The 18,619-nt window shown below is 62.0% G+C and carries 16 protein-coding genes; 8 read left to right on the top strand and 8 right to left on the bottom strand.

Translation table 11 applies throughout. The features are described 5' to 3' along the window. Nucleotides 1-69: 69 nt before the first annotated feature. The 8 genes from AC1DS6_RS38070 to AC1DS6_RS38035 all read right to left on the bottom strand — a co-directional run bounded on the left by AC1DS6_RS38070 (nucleotide 70) and on the right by AC1DS6_RS38035 (nucleotide 8,158). On the bottom strand, nucleotides 70-2,064 hold the full coding sequence (locus tag AC1DS6_RS38070) for a T6SS phospholipase effector Tle1-like catalytic domain-containing protein (RefSeq protein WP_477104458.1): 1,995 nt from the start codon (nucleotides 2,062-2,064) through the stop codon (nucleotides 70-72). Beyond that, nucleotides 2,061-2,573 (bottom strand): DUF3304 domain-containing protein, encoded by a 513-nt coding sequence (locus tag AC1DS6_RS38065; RefSeq protein ID WP_441631824.1) that lies wholly within the window; start codon nucleotides 2,571-2,573, stop codon nucleotides 2,061-2,063. Before AC1DS6_RS38065 ends, AC1DS6_RS38070 begins: the two co-directional genes overlap by 4 nt. 124 nt (nucleotides 2,574-2,697) lie before the next feature. After that, on the bottom strand, nucleotides 2,698-3,210 hold the full coding sequence (locus AC1DS6_RS38060; RefSeq protein WP_441631822.1) for a DUF3304 domain-containing protein: 513 nt from the start codon (nucleotides 3,208-3,210) through the stop codon (nucleotides 2,698-2,700). A 68-nt stretch (nucleotides 3,211-3,278) separates the two neighbouring features. Next, nucleotides 3,279-4,316 carry a type VI secretion system baseplate subunit TssG gene (gene tssG / locus AC1DS6_RS38055; RefSeq protein WP_477104457.1) on the bottom strand — a complete coding sequence of 346 codons (1,038 nt, stop codon included), beginning with the start codon at nucleotides 4,314-4,316 and terminating at the stop codon, nucleotides 3,279-3,281. A gap of 2 nt (nucleotides 4,317-4,318) precedes the next feature. Beyond that, nucleotides 4,319-6,199 (bottom strand): type VI secretion system baseplate subunit TssF, encoded by a 1,881-nt coding sequence (tssF, locus tag AC1DS6_RS38050; protein WP_441631818.1) that lies wholly within the window; start codon nucleotides 6,197-6,199, stop codon nucleotides 4,319-4,321. A 4-nt stretch (nucleotides 6,200-6,203) separates the two neighbouring features. After that, entirely contained in the window at nucleotides 6,204-6,725 is a 522-nt protein-coding gene (tssE, locus tag AC1DS6_RS38045) for a type VI secretion system baseplate subunit TssE (protein ID WP_441631816.1), read from the bottom strand. Next, a complete protein-coding gene (locus tag AC1DS6_RS38040; protein ID WP_441631814.1) occupies nucleotides 6,718-7,545 on the bottom strand; it encodes a type VI secretion system accessory protein TagJ in 828 nt (275 codons plus the stop codon). Before AC1DS6_RS38040 ends, tssE begins: the two co-directional genes overlap by 8 nt. After that, nucleotides 7,532-8,158 (bottom strand): TagK domain-containing protein, encoded by a 627-nt coding sequence (locus AC1DS6_RS38035; protein ID WP_441631812.1) that lies wholly within the window; start codon nucleotides 8,156-8,158, stop codon nucleotides 7,532-7,534. The genes AC1DS6_RS38040 and AC1DS6_RS38035 overlap by 14 nt, the downstream gene beginning before the upstream one ends. Before the next feature lie 329 nt (nucleotides 8,159-8,487). Here AC1DS6_RS38035 and tssH point away from each other — a divergent pair, with 329 nt between their 5' ends. The 8 genes from tssH (at nucleotide 8,488) to AC1DS6_RS37995 (ending at nucleotide 18,599) form a co-directional block, all read left to right on the top strand. Next, on the top strand, nucleotides 8,488-11,220 hold the full coding sequence (gene tssH, locus AC1DS6_RS38030) for a type VI secretion system ATPase TssH (protein ID WP_441631810.1): 2,733 nt from the start codon (nucleotides 8,488-8,490) through the stop codon (nucleotides 11,218-11,220). Nucleotides 11,221-11,259: 39 nt separating this feature from the next. Continuing rightward, a complete protein-coding gene (tssB, locus tag AC1DS6_RS38025; RefSeq protein ID WP_477104456.1) occupies nucleotides 11,260-11,793 on the top strand; it encodes a type VI secretion system contractile sheath small subunit in 534 nt (177 codons plus the stop codon). Nucleotides 11,794-11,842: 49 nt separating this feature from the next. After that, nucleotides 11,843-13,336: a type VI secretion system contractile sheath large subunit gene (gene tssC, locus AC1DS6_RS38020; protein WP_477104455.1), complete on the top strand. Its 1,494-nt coding sequence runs from the start codon at nucleotides 11,843-11,845 to the stop codon at nucleotides 13,334-13,336. Between the two features lie 126 nt (nucleotides 13,337-13,462). After that, a complete protein-coding gene (locus tag AC1DS6_RS38015; protein ID WP_441631804.1) occupies nucleotides 13,463-13,948 on the top strand; it encodes an Hcp family type VI secretion system effector in 486 nt (161 codons plus the stop codon). 124 nt (nucleotides 13,949-14,072) lie between these two features. Beyond that, nucleotides 14,073-16,556 (top strand): type VI secretion system Vgr family protein, encoded by a 2,484-nt coding sequence (locus AC1DS6_RS38010; protein WP_477104454.1) that lies wholly within the window; start codon nucleotides 14,073-14,075, stop codon nucleotides 16,554-16,556. A 14-nt stretch (nucleotides 16,557-16,570) separates the two neighbouring features. Next, entirely contained in the window at nucleotides 16,571-17,455 is an 885-nt protein-coding gene (locus AC1DS6_RS38005; RefSeq protein ID WP_441631800.1) for a DUF4123 domain-containing protein, read from the top strand. Nucleotides 17,456-17,546: 91 nt separating this feature from the next. Next, nucleotides 17,547-18,005 carry an inner membrane protein YiaA gene (yiaA, locus tag AC1DS6_RS38000; RefSeq protein WP_441631798.1) on the top strand — a complete coding sequence of 153 codons (459 nt, stop codon included), beginning with the start codon at nucleotides 17,547-17,549 and terminating at the stop codon, nucleotides 18,003-18,005. 138 nt (nucleotides 18,006-18,143) lie between these two features. After that, complete coding sequence (locus AC1DS6_RS37995) at nucleotides 18,144-18,599, top strand: DUF3304 domain-containing protein (protein ID WP_441631796.1); 456 nt, start codon at nucleotides 18,144-18,146, stop codon at nucleotides 18,597-18,599. Nucleotides 18,600-18,619 lie beyond the last annotated feature (20 nt).

The raw sequence follows: 18,619 nt of genomic DNA, 5'->3' as shown, positions 1-18,619 counted from the left end.
CGGAATGTCTCCGGCCGCTCTGGCGGCTCTGGCCAGGCTGGCGCACGACAGTGGTCTTGGGAAGCACTCCTAGTTGAGGCGCGGAAACCATTCCGACATCGGTGGCATACGCGGCGGCATCCGCTCGGCTTCGGCCTGGTTGCGCTTGCCTCTGGCTTCGCTGATGCGTCGCTCGTTATCGCGTGCCACCTGGTCCCGAACGATCTTGTCTCCCGCATTGCCGAAGTAGATGCGGCGGAACTTCGCGATGCCGTAGCCATTGGTCTGAAACTCTGGCATGCCGAATCCGATGAAGCCCGCCATCGAGTCATGCACGTGGGCATCGAGGAAGCTGGCGATCGCCTGCGGTACCGCGCCATCTTGCAGGACCTCCAGGAGTCGGGTCATGTCCCGTTCGGGCGCCTGCGCATCGTGTACCTCGGGGTACATGTTTTGGGAGAGCCATTCGCGCCATCTCGCGAGCACTGCGGGCGCCTGCCTGGCTATCGCGCCAGCCTCCGCCTGGAGCGAGTCATCGACCAACGGGCGCGATCGCGCAAACTTCAGCAATCTGGCACCAGGGGCCGGGCGAAACGGGCTATCGAGCACTTCGCCTTCCCGCTCGGCTTCCCAGTTGTTGACCCTCATTCTCCATTCAAGCTTGCGGCAGGACTCCGCAACTACCTGAATCAGTGCGCGCTGTGTGTGCAGAAGCCAGGTCGGCTCGTCCTTGAAGTCGTCGCCCTGGTCGTGATTGGGCTTGCCACACGCGCGCTGATACTGCGGCGAACCGCGGAACCCCGCCTCCAGCAACTGCCAGCGATGGCTGAAGTACCAGCGCATATGCTGCCGGGTCATGTCCTCCAGCGTGCCGGCCTTGATGTTGGCAGCCAGGTAGTAGGCCTTGACGGCGTCGACGGCAGATTGCGATGGTGTCAGCGCATCGAATACCTTCTTTTGACCCTTCTCAATCAGTTGCTGCTCTGTATAGAAGGGCACGCCTGCCACAAGCGCGGCGCGATACATCTCGAAGCCAGGCACACGAGCCAATTGCAGGTCGTGGTGTGGGCCCACTGCATTCCAGTCGGCCTTGCCCAGGCACAGCGGCATGTAGCCCCCACCGATGTCCGAGTGCGAGCCGGGAAACACAAACTCCTTGCAGTTCGGGGGATACTTTCCATTGATTCGGACCGAATCGGAGGGGAAACACGCGCGCACCTCGTGGCCAGCGACCAGGTGCAGGCATTGCTCCACGGCCGGATGAACCTGCATGTTGTCGTCGGCCCAGCTTTGGCGCCCTTCCGCAAAAGAGTAAAGTCCGGCAATACCTACTGATGCCACCGTGTCGAAAATCCCGAGGAACTGTACGTGCAGCGGAATGCCGGCGAAGCGCCAACCTCCGTCCACCTTCTCGCAGATTTCGTAGAGCCAGTTGACGAAGGCGCGGGCTTCCGCTGCCCCGCGCGAAAAGCCAAACACGCTGAGGTTGATCTGCAGGATTTGCGGCTTGCGTCCACGAATCGCAGCCTTGAGCCGGTCCTGCCAGGTCTGCTTCAATGCCCACCGCCGCTGCCAACCCGAAGAGCCAACGCCGCCCAGGCCGGAGGTCATCGCCTTGGCTTGGTCGTCGGGGATCAGGTCGTCGCCACGTTGATACCGATGAACGGCATTGAAGATGCGGGTCAGTCCCCAAATGATGCGCGGCTCGCCGCCCCAGGCAGCTGCGGAGCCAAACTTGCCACCGTCGTCGCCTATTTCCCTGAATGGGGTACCGACTCCGGGGATGTAGTAGGCATAGTAGGCATTGGTCCCAACTTTCTTGCGGTCGGGATAGGCGTGATACAGACGCACCACGTTGCTGTGTTTCTGGTGGCGCGGGTCTTGTTCGTGCTTCTTGTAGTCTTCATCCTCGTTGTTGCCGGTGCCATCGAAGAACAGCCCGACGAACAAGCTGCCAGAGCAGGAGGGCGTCCTAGGATCTCCGGTGGCTCTGCACATGGCATGGCTTCGCTGCAGTTGCTCCCGGTCGGACAATGCCCGCCCACGTGTCAGGTCTGGATTCAGGGCAAACTCGATCGCTGTCATTTCTTGTGTTGATCCTCGTAGTAGTTTCGTGCCCAGTCCTCATTGAGGGTCCATGGGGCCCAGTCTTTCTGCGGCAAGGGATTGGCAGGATGGCCAAGGCTGTACCTGGACACGACGATCTTGACGCGATGTTCTGGGTAGAAATGCACCTGGACCGCGCCCCGGTTCTGAGGGGTGTATTCCGGTATCTCCAGCTCGGTCTCGTGAGCGCTGTCGTCACCGGAGCCATATTCCCATCGAATCTTTGCTTTCATCCCGGGTCGCCAGCGTTTAGGGATTTCAACGCAACAGGAATACTTGCCCCCACCGCTTTCGGGAAATAGGCTGGGGCCACTCGCGCCGTTGACCGTAAACCAGAAGATGGCGCGATTCTCCATGTGGTCGTATCCTGTGACCTCCACCGGGATCATGTCGTCGGTACATCCGCCAAGCGGCAATAACAACAGCAGCACGGATGACAACAGCACCGCACGGAGCCTTGCACGGCCACACTTGCTTAGTAGATGCATGGATAGAACGCCTCGGAATTGGTAATGGAGATCCCCCGCAAAGCGTGGATTCGCCGCCTTTTTTCCCGGTCGGACAATGCCCGCCCACGTGTCAGGTCTGGATTCAGGGCAAACTCGATCGCTGTCATTTCTTGTGTTGATCCTCGTGGTAGTTTCGTGCCCAGTCCTCATTGAGGGTCCATGGGGCCCAGTCTTTCTGCGGCAAGGGATTGGCAGGATGGCCAAGGCTGTACCTGGACACGACGATCTTGACGCGATGTTCTGGGTAGAAATGCACCTGGACCGCGCCCCGGTTTTGCGCCGTATACTTAGGTATCGCTACCTCGGCTTCGCGAGGGCTGTCGTCACCGGAGCCATATTCCCAGCGGATCTTTGCTTTCATGCCAGGTCGCCAGCGTTTAGGGATTTCAATGCAGCAGTTGAAGCTGCCACCACCGCCACCCGGACCCAGATTCGGCCCACCCGCGCCGTTGACGGTGAAGCTGACGATGGCGCGCTTGTCCATGTGGTTGTATCCCGTTACCTCCACCGGGATCATGTCGTCGGTACAGCCGCCGAGCCGCAACAACAAGAACAGCACTGACGACAACAGCACCGCACGGAGGCTCGCACGGCCACACTTGCCTAGAAGACGCATGGATCGAACTCCTCGGAATTGGGAATGGCGATTTCGCGTGGAAGCCTTGCTGCTGCCAGCAAACATGATCAGTGCTTCGCATACTGCTCGGGCTCGAACACCATGCCCGTGATGGCACGGGTGCGGTCCGGCTCACCCAGCCAGGTGGACCAGCCCAGGCCCTCTGCCGAGCCAAGAACAGCCGGTGGAGCGGAGTCCGGAATCACCTGAAGTTCGACCTCCCAGACGAACTCGTATCCGACGAACGAGCGCACCCATTCGATCAGCAACGGCAGATCTCGCCCGTTGGGCGTGAAATTCAGATACCGCTGCAGGCTGAGTGGCCCGATCACCAGACGGAACTTGTGCTGGCGGTCGGACACCTTCTCACCGAGCATGGCACCCTGTCCCATCACGCTGGGCGCGCCCGGGCGGCCGAGGTGGGAGTGTTCCGCCGGGTCGATGGCGATCCAGTGCAGCACGAATTCTTCGAGCCTGACCGGCACGCCGAAGAAATGCGCCAGCGTGGCGGCGATGCCATCCAGGTTGCGGGCTTCACGCACATGGTGCGCGCTGGCCGCCAGACGGGCATGGGAGGGGAGGGGGCCGGCGATTTCGCCGGCTTCGCTGCCTGCAAGCCATCCGATGTAGCGGGAGAACACCTCATCATCCCGGCGATCCAGCCCCGCCGCGGATTGCCCGTGTGCCCATGCCTGGTAGAACTGGGTGAGCGCGCGATGGTGGAACAGGTCAAGGAAATCGGCGGTGGTCCTGTCCCGGTGCGCCTCGCTGCGCTCGCGGACGATTTCCGTGAAGTGGATCGGCAGGGCGCCGTTCGGCCCCAGCATGCCCAGACCGAACAACTGAATCTTGAGCCCGGTTGGCGTTTGCTGGAGCTGGGCGATCTCGCGCGGCGCAAAGGTGAGGGAGGCTTGCTGGCCGATCCGGAAATGTTCGTCGCCTGGCCGCTGCGCTTGTCCGATCGGCGGCAAGTCCGGGCGATGGGCGGCCAACTGGCGCAGCAGTCCAAGGAAGCTCAGCTTCCACGGCGCCTGACCAGCATACTGCGCGGGTGGTGCAAGTGCGCTGGCTGGTGGCGGCGCATTGTCATCGATTCCCCGATACATGGCTATACCGCGCTACGGGTGCCCATACGGGCCGGCCAGCGATGAACCAGACCACGCTGGATTGAGGTCATCTCGGTTTCCGTGAAGGAATTTACCGACACATGACGAGCGAGAAAATGTTCCAGGACGACACCGAACAGGTAGGGGCTGATGCCAGAGAAGCCGGTTTCGTCAACCGTCAACTGGCACTGAATGCCGCGTCCGTAGATGATCGGCCCGTTGTCCGGAAGCCGGCGCGTGACCGGCCTGACTTTGGAGCCGATCAGGCTGTCAACCTGACGTTGTTGTGCTGTGTTCTCGCTTGCCACGAACAGACGCAACATGTCCCGCAGGCCCTGGCCGCCTTGGCGATGGTCAAGATCGGTCAACGACAGATAGTTGAACCCGAGTTGCCGGATCAGGCGCCAGGCCATCTCTCCCTCGGCGAACGGCGCACGCGGTGCGGAAGGGGGGCGGATGAGGCCGACGCTGGCGACGGGCACGGAATCGGGTGCTTGCAGGTCCTTTCGGCCATTACGGGGCACCAGGTTGGAAAGGTCGCGGTTGGTGACCAGTGCCTCGACGGACAGGTGCCGCAGGACGTCGGGATAGGGGGCTTCGTTCTGATCCACCAGTGAAAGGAACACTTCGCTACCGGTGTAGGCGGTACGGGTACCGTACTTGCGCGCATGGGTGGACAGCACCCGCCGCTCCCGCCGCATGGAGAAGTAGCGGCCGTGATTTCCTTCGTCGCCGTTGAGGGTGGCGAAGAGGGGGCGAAAGTCGATAGCCTCGCTGTGCTCCGCTTTCTGGCCGAAGATCTTCTGGACCGAGTAGATCTCGAAGTCCAGGGGCGACGTGCGATCCGGCACCATGTGAAACTCGGTTCGTCCCGGGTGAATCTCGATGCGGTCGGTCCGCTTCGGGAAGAGATTCACCACGGGCGCGCAGTACAGTGCAAACTGGCCCGCATCGACGTGGGCGGCCGGATTGCCCGGCGGCTTCGAAAGCAGCAGGACAATTTCGGCTTCCGCGCCATCGATCCTGGCGAGCCCGGGCGCCAGGCCGTTGAGTCTGAAGAAGTAGAAACGCTGAGGACACGCGAAGTACTCATGCACGAGGTTGTGCCCGTGGAACTTGTTCCACGCAAGCGGCAGGGCACTTTCTCCGGGGGCGAACCCAAGCAAGGAAACAGCATCCTTGCTGACTGCGGAGGGCTTGTTGCCCATATCCCCGGGTTGACCGATCAGGGAGACGGTGCCGGCGCTATGCACGAGTTCCAGCAGATGGCTGGCGATGTGTTCATCGCCACGAAGGTAGACGGCCAGTGAGTCTACCGACGGAAGCTGGGCAAAGGTCGTGTCACGGTTGATGCGCAGCCGCAGGCGCAAGGCGCCCTGCACGGTGACGTGCGCGGGCACGTAGCGCTCCAGGCCCGGGATGTCGGGCGGGATGCCGGTGAGCCTTGCCTCGACTATCTCGAATGGCCAGAGTTGCACATCCTGCGTGGTGCGGAACTCGCACGCCGTCGACTCGCCATCTGGAATGCCCGCCTTGAGGGTTGTCCCGCGGGGAACCACGACGCCACGGGCAAAGTCTCCTTCTTTCTCACTGGGGTGGAACTGGGCGACCGCGATTGCCGGCGTGGGCGCCACATAGTTGGGATAGACAACTTCCAGCAGGCGTTGCGTGAAACGGGGAAACTCCGCATCCAGCTTGATCTGGGTTCGCGCGGACAGGAAGCAAAAGGCTTCGATCAAACGCTCGACATAGGGATCGGCCACCTCGTGTCCGTGCATGCCCAGCCGTTTCGCAACCTTGGGGTGCTGGCTGGCGAATTCACCAGCCAGCTCGCGCATGTAGACGAGCTCCTGGTTGTAGTACTCAAGAAGTTGCGGGTCCATGGTGTCAGGTGGCGTGGATGGATTTGACGCTGATCCGGCTGGTTTCCAGATCGAGTGAACTCTGCGCGGTGAACGCCATTGGATAGGGATCCATGTGGATCAGCCCGCGGATCTCGAAGAGCAGGACGTTGTAGCGGTGTGGCGCATCCTCCTTCTCCAGCGGCGCTACTGCCAAGGTGCCTGGAATGAGCCGTGGTTCGAAATCAAGGATGGCGCGCTTGATGATGTCGACGATGTCGCTCCACTTGTGCTCGGACAGGTAGGTGCCCGCTACGGCAGGAACCCCGTAGTTGAGCGTTGAACTTGCCACGGCCCGATAGCGATTGCGATCCATCTCATCTTCGCGATTGGTCGTGTTGAGCAGATAGGTCAGGTCGCGCTGGACGATCTCGCGCATCTGAGCGCGCGTGAAGGTGTACTCGTCGGCGCGTTCCGTTTGCCGATGCGGGGCTTCGTCGCGCAGACGATCAAACAAAGTCGGCAGCAGGTGCGCATGTGGGCGGCGCGGTGCGCGGCGGTCAGTCATGGATGCCACCAAGAGTCAGCATGGCAGTCTCCAGCAGAGGGACGTCGCCGGCGTCGGTCATCCAGGTTTTTTGACCAAGGCCCATCACCCCGGTCTCGCCAGCTTCGCTCCAGGTGGTTTCTCGCGCCATGCGAATGGCGTCGCGGCCAAGCTCCGAATCCGGATACCGAACCGGGATGAAGCCGCGTGCGATGGACCCGTCGACGAGGGTCACGGTGGCCGGTCGCCATAGCAGATCCAGCAGCCCCGCTGGGGCGCGCATGTGCAACGTCCGCATCTGCGAAAACGGCAGCCAGGTGTAGCGGCCGGCGACGACTAGTTCGCAGGTGGGGCCTAAGCGAGTGTCGGTGTCGGTGATCCATGCGAAAGGTTGCCCGTCATGGCTCCCAGGCGTGTCCGACACATCGGAGAACGCGAGATTCCGGTTGCGGTCCGCGCCGGAAATATCGCAGGCCTCGGCCAGGGCAAGCGCCACGTGTAGCCGCTCGAGCCACCCGGGCGCAGGCAGCAAGTAAGCGGGTTCGCGCGCTCCCGAGAAGACCGCCTTGCGGAACGCTTCCATCCGGACCAGGTCGCGATAAGCGTGCGCGGTCTGTGCGAAGTCCGGTGCCAACTGGGCGGCAACCTGCAACTGCCTGAGCGCGCGCGGCCAGTCACCGACCACGCACAGCCATTGGAAGAGGCCCCACCTCGCGTCGAAGCTGCCGGGCTGCTTGCGCACGCCAGCCTCTGTTGCGGCCAGCGCGTCCGCGATGGATCCGGCCTCGCCGAGAACGCTACCGATGGCACCGAAGGCACGCGTCGTGTTATTGGCCGCCATGACCGCGCTCTCCGGCAGGTGAAGTTTGTGGCGATGCGGGTGCCGGACGATAGGCGCTATCCATCGAGACAAGGTGATGTTCGCGCCGGGTCAACTCGGCGGTGACGTCGCGGCGCCGCGTCGGCACGATATTTCCCGCGAACAGCCACAGCACGTCATTCGATGCGGATGCCGCGGGGAGTTCCAATGCCTCAAGGTTGCCAAGCGGGCCGATGAGTGCGTCGATCGGTAGCCGGCCGGCAAGCCCATGCAGGAGCGACGAGTCTGCCCTGGCATCTGCGGCCAGGGCATCGAGCGGCTGCTCGACTGCAATGGCAGGCGCGGACCTGCTTGTGAGGCACTGGCTGAACGGGCTCACGTAATTCGGATCGCGCAGGGCCGCCTCACCTTCCTGCACCAATGCGTCGAGCACATCATCGCGCTTCGCGCCCGCTGCCGGCGCGGGCTCTGGTTCGATGCAGGCGGGACGAAGCATGGCGAACGGGTCGGGCACCGAGGTCGGAGGCGTCACCTCAGCGGCCTGCCGTGGCCACACTTCGCCCATGGTGTCACCGATGCCCGACCGGAACGTTCTCGACGGCGACAGGTTCAAGAGCTTTTCCAGCTCGTCCATTGCATCTCCTCGGTGGCGGGCGGGCCGGAGCCCCATCCAAAGAGCCAGAATGATAATCGCAAATCGTTACCGAATAAAATGTAAATTAATTGTTAAGAATTTTCTTATGAATTCAGATGAGAGTTAAGAATTTTGAAATTCAATTTAATACTTGTCCTATTGACTGACCGTGAAGAGTTGGAATCCAGCGTTCTCGGAAAATAGGTGTTTACCTGTGACGCGATTTGCTCATATTCTAAAAAAGGAACTAAATTCACATTCTCTTCGGGCTTTGCGTAGCCACCCCATGCAGGCCACTCCATGCAGAAGAGAGCAGAGCAAGGCATCAAATGGACATCTCGCGTCAGGCGCTGTTCGGCCGACTCAATCCCACCCTGTTCCAGGCAATCGAAAGCGCCACTGCCTTTTGCAAGCTGCGCGGCAACCCATATGTGGAACTCGCGCACTGGCTGCATCAGCTGTTGCAGGCGCCTGATGGCGACCTTCAACGGATCCTGCGGCATGCGGGCGCCGACTTGGCCGCACTGGAAGCAGACATGGCCCGGGCGTTGGCGGCGCTGCCGGCTGGCGCCACGTCGATCAGCGACTTCGCGTTCCAGATTGAATCCGCGATCGAGCGAGCCTGGGTGTACGCGACGCTCGCTTTTGCCGATGACCGGGTGCGTGGCGCCTACTTGCTGACTGCGCTGCTCAAGACGCCCGAATTGCGCCGCACGGTCCTGGGGATATCCAGCCAGTTCGCACGCGTGCACGCTGACGGCCTGGTTGAGTCGGTCCCGGCACTGGTCGCGCAGTCGCCGGAGAGCAGGGAAGCTGCCTACGACGATTGCGGGCTGGCACCGGCCACCCCGGGTGAGGCCAGTGGCGCGATGGCGCCCGCGGGCTCGGGCAAATCCGCGTTGGGCCAATACTGCCGGGACATGACCGAGGAGGCTCGCGCTGGCCGACTTGACCCCGTGATCGGGCGCGAGCACGAGATTCGAACCATGACGGATATCCTGCTGCGCCGCCGCCAGAACAATCCATTGCTGACCGGCGAGGCTGGGGTTGGCAAGACCGCCGTCATCGAGGGGTTGGCGCAGGCGATTGCAGCAGGCGAGGTGCCACCGAGCCTGAAAGACATCCGGCTGCTCTGTCTCGACGTGGGGGCGCTGCTGGCCGGTGCCAGCATGAAAGGCGAATTCGAGGCGCGCCTGAAAGGGGTGCTAGAGGAGGCCGCGAAGTCTGTCAAACCAGTGATTCTGTTTGTCGACGAAGTCCACACGCTGGTTGGCGCTGGCGGGCATGCCGGTACGGGGGACGCCGCCAACCTGCTCAAGCCCGCGCTGGCCCGCGGGGCATTGCGCACTATCGGTGCCACCACCTGGAGCGAGTACAAGCGCCATATCGAGAAGGACCCGGCGCTCACGCGCCGCTTCCAGGTTCTGCAGGTCATGGAACCGGAGGAGGCCAAGGCTGTCTCGATGGTGCGGGGGCTGGTCGACACCTTCGAGGCGCACCACCAGGTATGGATCCGCGACGAGGCCGTGCGTGCCGCCGTCAAATTGTCGCATCGCTACATTCCGTCCAGACAGTTGCCCGACAAGGCAATCAGCTTGCTCGATACGGCCTGCGCGCGCGTTGCTTTGTCGCTGCATGCGCCGCCGGCGGTCGTGGACCACCTGCGCCAGCAATTGGCCGCGGCCGAGACCGAGTGCGCGCTGCTTGCCAAGGAGGGCGGCTTCGGCAAGCCGGACCTGCGCGCGACTGCTGGCGCGCAGGTCCGGCACGGCCAGATCAAGGCCGATCTGGCGGCGGCCGAGGCGCGCTGGGAAAAGGAGCGGACCCTGGCCGTGGAGCTGGTGACACGCAGGCAAGCACAGTTGCATGCCATCGCGCAAGGCCAGCAGGGCGCAGATGGGGAGCAACCCGGCGAGGCGCTGCCGCTGTCGGAGGCAGAGGCGTCCCTGCGGGCGGCGCAGGCAGGGACGCCGCTTGTCTACACCGAGGTGGATGAGGCTGTGGTAGCCGCGATCGTAGCGGATTGGACGGGCATTCCCGTGGGACGCATGGTCTCCGATGAGGTTGCCGCCGTGATGCAGTTGCCATGCACGCTCGGCGCCCGCGTCATTGGCCAGGACCATGCACTGGAGCAGCTCGGCGAGCGCGTCCAGACCGCCCGCGCGCAACTCACCGATCCCAACAAGCCGGTGGGCGTGTTCCTGCTGGTCGGCCCCTCGGGCGTTGGCAAGACAGAGACCGCGCTGGCGCTGGTGGACGCCCTTTATGGCGGCGAGCAGAACCTCATCACGATCAACCTCTCCGAGTTCCAGGAGGCACACACCGTATCAACCCTCAAGGGTGCGCCGCCGGGCTACGTCGGCTATGGCGAGGGGGGCGTATTGACCGAAGCGGTGCGCCGACGCCCTCACAGCGTGGTGCTGCTCGACGAGGTCGAGAAAGCTCACGCCGATGTGCACGAAGTCTTCTACCAGGTCTTCGACAAGGGCTACATGGAAGACGGGGAAGGGCGCCATATCGACTTCAAGAACACCATCTTGCTGCTGACCAGCAATGCGGGTTCCGATCTGCTGGCGAACCTCTGCGAAGACCCCGCGCTGATGCCCGAGCCGGCCGCCCTGCGGGACGCCCTGATGCCGGAACTTCGTAAAGTGTTTCCGGCGGCATTCCTGGGCCGGCTGGTGGTGGTGCCCTACCTCCCGCTCGCGGCCAGGAACCTCGGCCGGATTGTGCGGGTGCATCTGGATCGCGTGGTGGCACGCATGCACAACCAGCATGGCATCGCGCTCACCTATGGCAGTGCCGTGGTCGACGCCATTGTCGAACGATGCCCGGTTGGCGAGACCGGCGCGCGGCAGCTGATCGGCTTCATCGAGCAGGTCATCCAGCCGCAACTCGCGCGGCTGTGGCTGTCCGCCCTGTCGGAGAAACGCCCGTTGGCTGCCATCGACATCCGACTGCCCGGCAGCGGCAGCGGCTCGCCCGAGCTGACCTATCACGCCGAATACCGTCCGGGCCACGACCCTGTTGGGCCGGCGTATCCCAAAGCCGAAGCGGCCTAGAGCCGTGCGGCACGTCCTTGTAACCCGCTGGGGAGAACCATGTCTGTTGTGAACAGTTCGCAGAAATTTATCGCTCGCAATCGCGCGCCGCGTGTGCAGATCGAGTACGACGTCGAAGTCTATGGCTCGGAGAAGCGCATCGAGTTGCCCTTCGTGATGGGCGTGTTGGCCGACCTGTCGGGCAAGCCGGCCGAGCCGCTGCCGCCGGTAGCCGATCGCAAGTTCCTGGAGATCGATATCGACAACTTCGATGAACGGATGAAAGCCATGAAGCCTCGCGTGGCCTTTGCCGTGTCCAATACGCTTTCCGGCGAAGGGCAACTCATGGTTGACATGACGTTCGAGAGCATCGAGGACTTCTCGCCGGCGGCTGTGGCCGGCAAGGTCGACGCCCTCCGGAAACTACTGGAAGCCCGCACGCAGCTCGCCAATCTGCAGACCTACATGGACGGCAAGTCGGGGGCGGAATCGCTGATCAATCAATTGCTGCAAGACCCGGCGCTGCTGCAGTCGCTTGCCAAGGCACCCAAGCCCGAGGCGAATCACGGCGACACCCTGGCGCCGCAGTCCTGACTGGCTCGGCTGCTTGCCTACCTGAACAACCTCATTAAGCAAGGATTCCATGGTTTCCGCCCAACGAAGACAACAACAGGCCGTCGCGACGGCTGAGCATTCGGATTTTGCGGCGCTGATCAGCCGCGAGTTCTCTCCCAAGACCGACCAGGCACGCGAAGCGGTCGACCTGGCCGTCAAGACGCTGGCCGAACAGGCGCTGGCCAGCGCGTTCACGATGAGCGACGATGCTTACAAGAGCATCGAGGCCATCATCGGCGCCATCGACAAAAAGCTCTCGGAGCAAATCAATCTGATTTTGCACCACGAGAGCTTCCAGAAGCTGGAGTCTGCCTGGCGCGGCTTGCACCACCTGGTGTCAAACACGGAGACCGACGACAAGCTGCGCATCCGCGTGATGGACGTGTCGAAGGAGGAGTTGCGCCGCACTCTGCGCCGCTACAAGGGCATCGGCTGGGATCAGAGCCCATTCTTCAAGCGCGTCTATGAAGAGGAGTACGGCCAGCTCGGTGGCGAGCCGTACGGCTGCCTGGTCGCCGACTATTACTTTGACCACACGCCGCCCGACGTGGAACTGCTCGGGTCGCTGGCCAAGATCTCGGCCGCCGCCCATGCACCATTCATCGCCGGCGCCTCACCGTCCGTGCTGCAGATGGATTCATGGCAGGAACTGGCCAACCCGCGAGATCTGTCCAAGATCTTCCAGAACCTGGAGTATGCACCGTGGAACGGCCTGCGCAACTCGGAAGACGCGCGCTATGTGGGCCTGGCCATGCCGCGCTTCCTGTCGCGCCTGCCCTATGGCATCAAGACCAACCCGGTCGATGAATTCGATTTCGAGGAAGATACCGATGGCGCCGATCACCGCAAGTACGTGTGGAGCAACGCGGCCTATGCGATGGCGGTCAACATCAACCGCTCGTTCAAGCTCTATGGCTGGTGCACGCTGATCCGCGGCGTGGAAAGCGGCGGTGTCGTGGAAAACCTGCCGTGCCATACCTTCCCGACCGACGATGGCGGCCTCGACATGAAGTGCCCGACGGAGATCGCGATCTCCGATCGTCGCGAGGCCGAGCTGTCGAAGAATGGATTCATTTCCCTGGTGCACCGCAAGAACACCGACTATGCCGCCTTCATCGGCGCGCAGTCCATGCAGAAGCCGGCCGAATACTACGACGCCGACGCAACCGCCAATGCCAATTTGTCGGCTCGCCTGCCTTACCTGTTTGCCTGCTCGCGCTTCGCGCATTACCTGAAGTGCATCGTGCGCGACAAGATCGGTGCCTTCAAGGAGCGCGAGGATATGCAGCGCTGGCTTAACGAATGGATCATGAACTACGTGGACGCGGATCCGGCCAACTCCTCGCAGGAGACCAAGGCCCGCCGTCCGCTGGCCGCCGCCGAGGTGGTGGTCGAGGAAATGGAAGGCAACCCCGGCTACTACAGCGCCAAGTTCTTCCTGCGTCCGCACTTCCAGCTCGAAGGCCTGACGGTGTCGCTGCGCCTGGTGGCCCGCCTGCCGTCGGTCAAGGACGCGGCTTAAGGCTTACCCGCCAAATCCAAACCGAATCCCCACGGACTCTACCGAACGGGCCTGCGACCGGCAGGCTCGGGGGAGCCGCTGTGGTTTTTGTCTGAAGTACCTGTCTTAACGTGAAGGAGCTTTGCAATGGCACAGGACATTTTCCTGAAGATCAATGGCATCGACGGCGAGTCGCAGGACACGTCGCACAAGAATGAGGTCGAGGTACTGGCTTGGGAATGGAGCATCGAGCAGCAGTCCACCATGCACGCAGGCAGCGGCGGCGGTGCCGGCAAGGCGACCGTGTCGGATATGACCTTCGAGCACTTCATCGATCGCGCCTCGCCCAACCTGATGAAGTACTGCCTGACGGGCAAGCACATTAACGAGGCCGTTCTGGTGGTGCGCAAGGCCGGTGGAAATCCGCTCGAGTATCTGAAGCTCACCATGACCGATGTGATCGTCACCTTGGTGAGTCCAAGGGGTTCGGTGGACGACGAAGTGCGCATGCGCGAGAAGGTGGCGTTGTCGTTCTCCAAGGTGAAGCAAGAGTATGTGGTGCAAAACGCCCAGGGCGGCAGCGGCGGTGCCGTGACCGCCGGCTATGACATCAAGGGCAACAAGGAAGCTTGACGGACTCCGTCCATCCGCTCACGGCACTGACGGATGGACGGCAACTTTCGTTTGTCACAGGCGATTGTTGTCACAGGCGATTCGTATTCAAAGCGGTTGTACCCGTTTCAACAGGAGAAAGAAGATGGTCTCGTCCCTCAGCATCCCCGGATTCGGCAGTCATCGTACCGTCACGGTCAAAGGACCCGGCCTTCCCGAGGTACTGGGGCAGCCGGCGCTGACAGTGGTGCGCGTCAGTGGCAGGGAAGCGCTTTGCGACCTCTTTGAATACGAACTGGAACTCAAGACGGCGGACGATCAGAACTTCGCCTTTGGGCCGGGCGCGAATCTCGACAAGGAGGCCCTTGAAGGCCGCGAGCTGACCATCGAGATCGAACTGGATGGCGCAGGCGCCGGTCTGGAGGGACGGCTCGGCGCTGGCAAGCGCGAGATCACCGGCCTGGTGACGCGCGTGTCTGGCCCGACGCCGGAGGGCCGCCACCTTGTCTATCGCTTCGTGCTGCGGCCGTGGCTCTGGCTTGCCACGCTGACCATGGACTACAAGACCTACCAGCAGAAGACCGTCATCGAAATACTCGATGAACTGCTGGCGGACTACAACTTTCCGGTCGAAAAGCGGCTCAGCCTGGTCCAGTATCCGCGGCGAGAGTACCAGGTCCAGTATGGCGAGACCGATTTCGAGTTCTTCCAGCGCATCACCGAGGAGTGGGGCATCGCTTGGTTCTTCGAGCATAGCGAGGGCCATCACCGTCTGATCCTGACCGACGGCAATGGTGCGTTCAGGAAATTCACGAGCAGCGCCTATCACACGATCAAATGGTATTCGAGTGCGGACCGCGTGGATGAAGAGCATATCTCGGATTTCACAGTCGTCGACCAGCTGGTGACTGGGAAATGGCGCTCCAACGACTATGACTTCGTCAAGCCAAGAGCAGACCTCACGGTAAAGACGCAGCAGCCCCGCGAGACGGGCCATCGCGACCAGGAGATGTATGAATGGCCCGGCGATCATGCGCAGCCCGCCACCGGAAATGACCCGTGGCAGGAAGGAGATGTGACCGCCCGCATGCGCATGGAGGAGTTGCGTCAGCATGGCCGTCTCGCCTATGGGAAGGGAAACTTGCGTGGTGTCGTTCCGGGCTGTACGTTCACGCTGGCTCGGCATCCCGAGCAGAAGGCAAACTGTGAATACCTGATCTTTGCGACGAAGCTGATGCTCGAGGAAGTCGCGGAGGAGAGCGGCCAGGGCCAGCGCTGGCGCTGCGCGGTGGAGTTCGAGGTGCAGCCGACCACGGAAACATTCCGCCCGGACCGGACGCAGCCAAAGCCCCGCACAACGGGGCCTCAAACGGCAACCGTTGTCGGGCCGGAATCTCAGGAAGTGTGGACGGATCAGTACGGTCGCGTGAAAATCCAGCTGCATTGGGATATGTACGGCAAACGCAACGAGCACAGCTCTTGCTGGGTGCGCGTCGCGTCGTCATGGCACGGCGATCAGTACGGCGCCATCCACATTCCCCGTATCGGACAGGAGGTCATCGTCGACTTCCTGCACGGCGATCCGGATCTGCCGATCATCGTGGGGCGGGTTCCGAACCAGCTCAATATGCCGCCCTGGAACTTGCCGGGCCGGCACGCGCTGTCTGGATTCCGCTCCAAGGAAATCGGCGGTGGCCGGCACAACCACCTGGTGATGGACGACACGCAGGGCGAGATTCAATCGCAGCTGTCGTCGGACCACTTGCTGTCGCAGCTCAATGTTGGCCACATTACCCGCATTCCCGATGCGGGAGGCAGAAAAGACAAGCGCGGCGAGGGCGCCGAGCTTCGCACCGACGGCCACATGGCCTTGCGTTCCGCCAAGGGCGCCTTGCTCAGCACCGAAGCACGCATGAATGCCCGCAGCCACGCCATGGATATGCGCGAGACGATAGCCCGCCTCAAAGGCGCGCTGGAGATCGCCCAGGCCCTCGAGGAAGCGTCGGCGAACTCCCAGGCGCAGCACGAAGAGCAGAAGGACGTCGCCAGGACGATCGCGCAGCAGAACGATGCCATCAAGGGATCCGGGGAGGCACTCGGGGAACTGACGTCTCCCCACGTTGTGGTGTCGAGCGCCGCCGGCATCGCGGCCACCGCTGAAGAAAGCACGCATCTGCACAGCAAGCTCCACACATCGCTGACAACGGGCGAGCACATGTCCCTCAACGTCGGGAAGAGCTTTCTCGCCAGCGTCAGGGAGCTGGTCTCCATCTGTGCCCACAAGTTCGGCATCAAGCTGTTCGCGAGCCGTGGCCCCATTGAAATTCAGGCCCAGAACGACACGATGGGACTGCTTGCGAAGCTTGGCATCAGCATCATCAGCACCGAGGACAGCATTCGCGTCATTGCAAAGAAGCAGTTGCTGATCGGTGGCGGCGGCAGCTTTACCCAGTACGAGGCCGCCGGCATCACGCACCTGACCGAGGGGAAATACGTCGCGCACGCCGCGCACCACTCCTGGCCGGAAGAGCAGAGCTTGCCGATGCAGATGCCGGTCACACCGAAGCCGTTCTGCATCGAGTGCTTCATCAAGGCACTTAAGTCGGGCAGTGCGCTCGCTGCGGTCTAGGGAGGGATGGATACATGTATTTCGCGGTTGATCCACTGAACCTCGCCGAGGTCTCCACCAGGCTGATCGAGCTGGTTTCGGCAAATCCCAAGGCAAACTGGACTGCGGTCGTTGATGGTGCGTTCGATCACGATGGCGGCCGGCGCGATTACCCCGGCTCGCCAGAAGCGTTGTATGCCTGCGACGAGCTGGACGCCATGCTCGAGGTTTCCCCACTTCTTATCCCGCTGATCGTGGAGCGCGCCGAGGTGTTGAGGGAGCAGATTCTTGGCCTCGCACGGCATTGCGCCGGGCGGCCAATGTTCAGCATTGTGGCCTCATCCAGGAATGCCGCCGAACTCAAGCCGAATTGGCAGAAGTGCGCGCGCGTCTCGACCGAGGATGGGCAGAAGCTGCTGCTGCGCTTTGCCGACACGCGGGTGCTGCCGATGCTTCCGGAGGTCCTCCGTCAGGAGTCCTGGGCGGCGTTGACCCATGAGCTAAGCGAATGGTGGTACGTCGATCGCGCAGGACAGCTCGAGCAGGCTCCGGTCGCGGATGCCATTGCCGCGCCTGTCTTTCCGCTCGCGCTCGGGCGGCGGGAGTTCAACAAGCTGCTAGAGCGAGGCGTACCTGATTCGGTCATCGACGCCATGTTCCGGCAGTTGCCGGGGATCTTGCCGGCAACGGCGAAGGCGGGATTCTTCGAGAAGATCAAGGCGGTGTGCGAGTTTGCACGCGCCCAGGAGATTGACGCGTTTCCGGACATCCTTGCGCTGGGGATTTTTGACACACAGACCGACCACAAGGGCCTGACGAACCCGAAGCTCCTCCGACTCATCGCGGAGCGGGGCTGGGCGCGTGGGGAACTCGCCGCAGCCATCGAGGCAGTCAATGCGGTCAATGCGTTCAAGGCGTGAAGATGTTCAAGCTAGCGATGGCACCCCATTACGTTGTAGCACTTGCCTGTGCGGCATCCATCGGTATCGCCAACCCATTTACACACGTGAAATGAAAAACACTACCCAACAGCCTTCGTTTGCCTTCGTTGCGTCCTCATGGGCCGCCTTGCTAGCAGGATTTCTCGCATTCCTTGTTGGATTGTTCAACGCGGAAATGCAGCTGAACGAGCGCGGCTACTACTTTACGGTGCTTGTCTACGGACTGTTTGCCGCCGTCTCCGTGCAAAAGAGCGTACGAGACAAGCTCGAGGGCATTCCCGTAACGGCGATCTACTACGGCCTGAGCTGGGTGTCAGTGCTGCTGGCTGTCCTCTTGCTGTGTGTCGGGCTATTCAACGCCAACTTGGCGTTGAGCGAAAAGGGCTTCTATGGCATGTCGTTCGCCCTGGCGCTCTTCGGGGCGATTGCCGTGCAGAAGAACACGCGCGACATCCAGGCGGCCATGCCGCACATCATCGAGAGCGATCTGGTGCGGCTCCCGGAGGAAAACCCAGGGAATGACCGATAGGTACGAAGTTGTTCTCGACGGTCGCCAAGCCGTCACACGGAGACGGTCCTTACTGGCGCACGCATGCCAATGCGGTGCCTGAAGGTGCTGGAATCGTAGCAACGTACGTTGCCAGTTACGCCCGAGATCGGAGCTCGCATGAACATCAGATGGAAACAGATTTCCGTTCGTCTATCACCGCTAGCTGTCGTGCTGTGCGCCGCGTGTTCCATGGCAAATCGGGCTGCCGCTATGGACTTGGTGGGCTACAACTATACGGATCAGTATGTCGCTGCATATAGTGTCAATGGCTATCCCGGCCCGAATATCTATCCGCACAGCGGCGGCGGCAAGTTTGTCTGTTGCATTTCGGTACCAGGGGAATGGCAGCCGGGCATGACGGTCACGGTGAAGTGGACGGAAGACCGTAACGCCAACCCGATCCCGTGGAAGACGCGGGTGGTGGATGTGCCTCCCTATACGGCCAAGGATCGTGGTCATCTCGCCGTGCACTTCTTTCCCAACGATGAGGTCACGGTGCTGGTTACAACGAAAGCACCTGGGCACCCTGACTATCCCTACCATTTCTATCCCAGCGAAGGTGTCCGGAAATGACCGCGCCATCCCCTGAGATA

The sequence above is a fragment of the Cupriavidus sp. 05L310 genome (assembly GCF_056398185.1).
This window is presented reverse-complemented; position numbering and strand designations above follow the sequence as displayed.

Excerpts from the sequence above, each read along its gene's own strand:
- AC1DS6_RS38060 (WP_441631822.1), bottom strand. The coding sequence starts at position 3,210 with ATGCGTCTTCTAGGCAAGTGTGGCCGTGCGAGCCTCCGTGCGGTGCTG.
- AC1DS6_RS38035 (WP_441631812.1), bottom strand. The coding sequence starts at position 8,158 with ATGGACGAGCTGGAAAAGCTCTTGAACCTGTCGCCGTCGAGAACGTTC.
- tssE (WP_441631816.1), bottom strand. The coding sequence starts at position 6,725 with ATGACTGACCGCCGCGCACCGCGCCGCCCACATGCGCACCTGCTGCCG.
- AC1DS6_RS38065 (WP_441631824.1), bottom strand. The coding sequence starts at position 2,573 with ATGCATCTACTAAGCAAGTGTGGCCGTGCAAGGCTCCGTGCGGTGCTG.
- tssF (WP_441631818.1), bottom strand. The coding sequence starts at position 6,199 with ATGGACCCGCAACTTCTTGAGTACTACAACCAGGAGCTCGTCTACATG.
- AC1DS6_RS38015 (WP_441631804.1), top strand. The coding sequence starts at position 13,463 with ATGGCACAGGACATTTTCCTGAAGATCAATGGCATCGACGGCGAGTCG.
- tssH (WP_441631810.1), top strand. The coding sequence starts at position 8,488 with ATGGACATCTCGCGTCAGGCGCTGTTCGGCCGACTCAATCCCACCCTG.
- AC1DS6_RS37995 (WP_441631796.1), top strand. The coding sequence starts at position 18,144 with ATGAACATCAGATGGAAACAGATTTCCGTTCGTCTATCACCGCTAGCT.
- yiaA (WP_441631798.1), top strand. The coding sequence starts at position 17,547 with ATGAAAAACACTACCCAACAGCCTTCGTTTGCCTTCGTTGCGTCCTCA.
- tssG (WP_477104457.1), bottom strand. The coding sequence starts at position 4,316 with ATGTATCGGGGAATCGATGACAATGCGCCGCCACCAGCCAGCGCACTT.
- tssC (WP_477104455.1), top strand. The coding sequence starts at position 11,843 with ATGGTTTCCGCCCAACGAAGACAACAACAGGCCGTCGCGACGGCTGAG.
- AC1DS6_RS38005 (WP_441631800.1), top strand. The coding sequence starts at position 16,571 with ATGTATTTCGCGGTTGATCCACTGAACCTCGCCGAGGTCTCCACCAGG.
- AC1DS6_RS38040 (WP_441631814.1), bottom strand. The coding sequence starts at position 7,545 with ATGGCGGCCAATAACACGACGCGTGCCTTCGGTGCCATCGGTAGCGTT.
- AC1DS6_RS38010 (WP_477104454.1), top strand. The coding sequence starts at position 14,073 with ATGGTCTCGTCCCTCAGCATCCCCGGATTCGGCAGTCATCGTACCGTC.
- tssB (WP_477104456.1), top strand. The coding sequence starts at position 11,260 with ATGTCTGTTGTGAACAGTTCGCAGAAATTTATCGCTCGCAATCGCGCG.
- AC1DS6_RS38070 (WP_477104458.1), bottom strand. The coding sequence starts at position 2,064 with ATGACAGCGATCGAGTTTGCCCTGAATCCAGACCTGACACGTGGGCGG.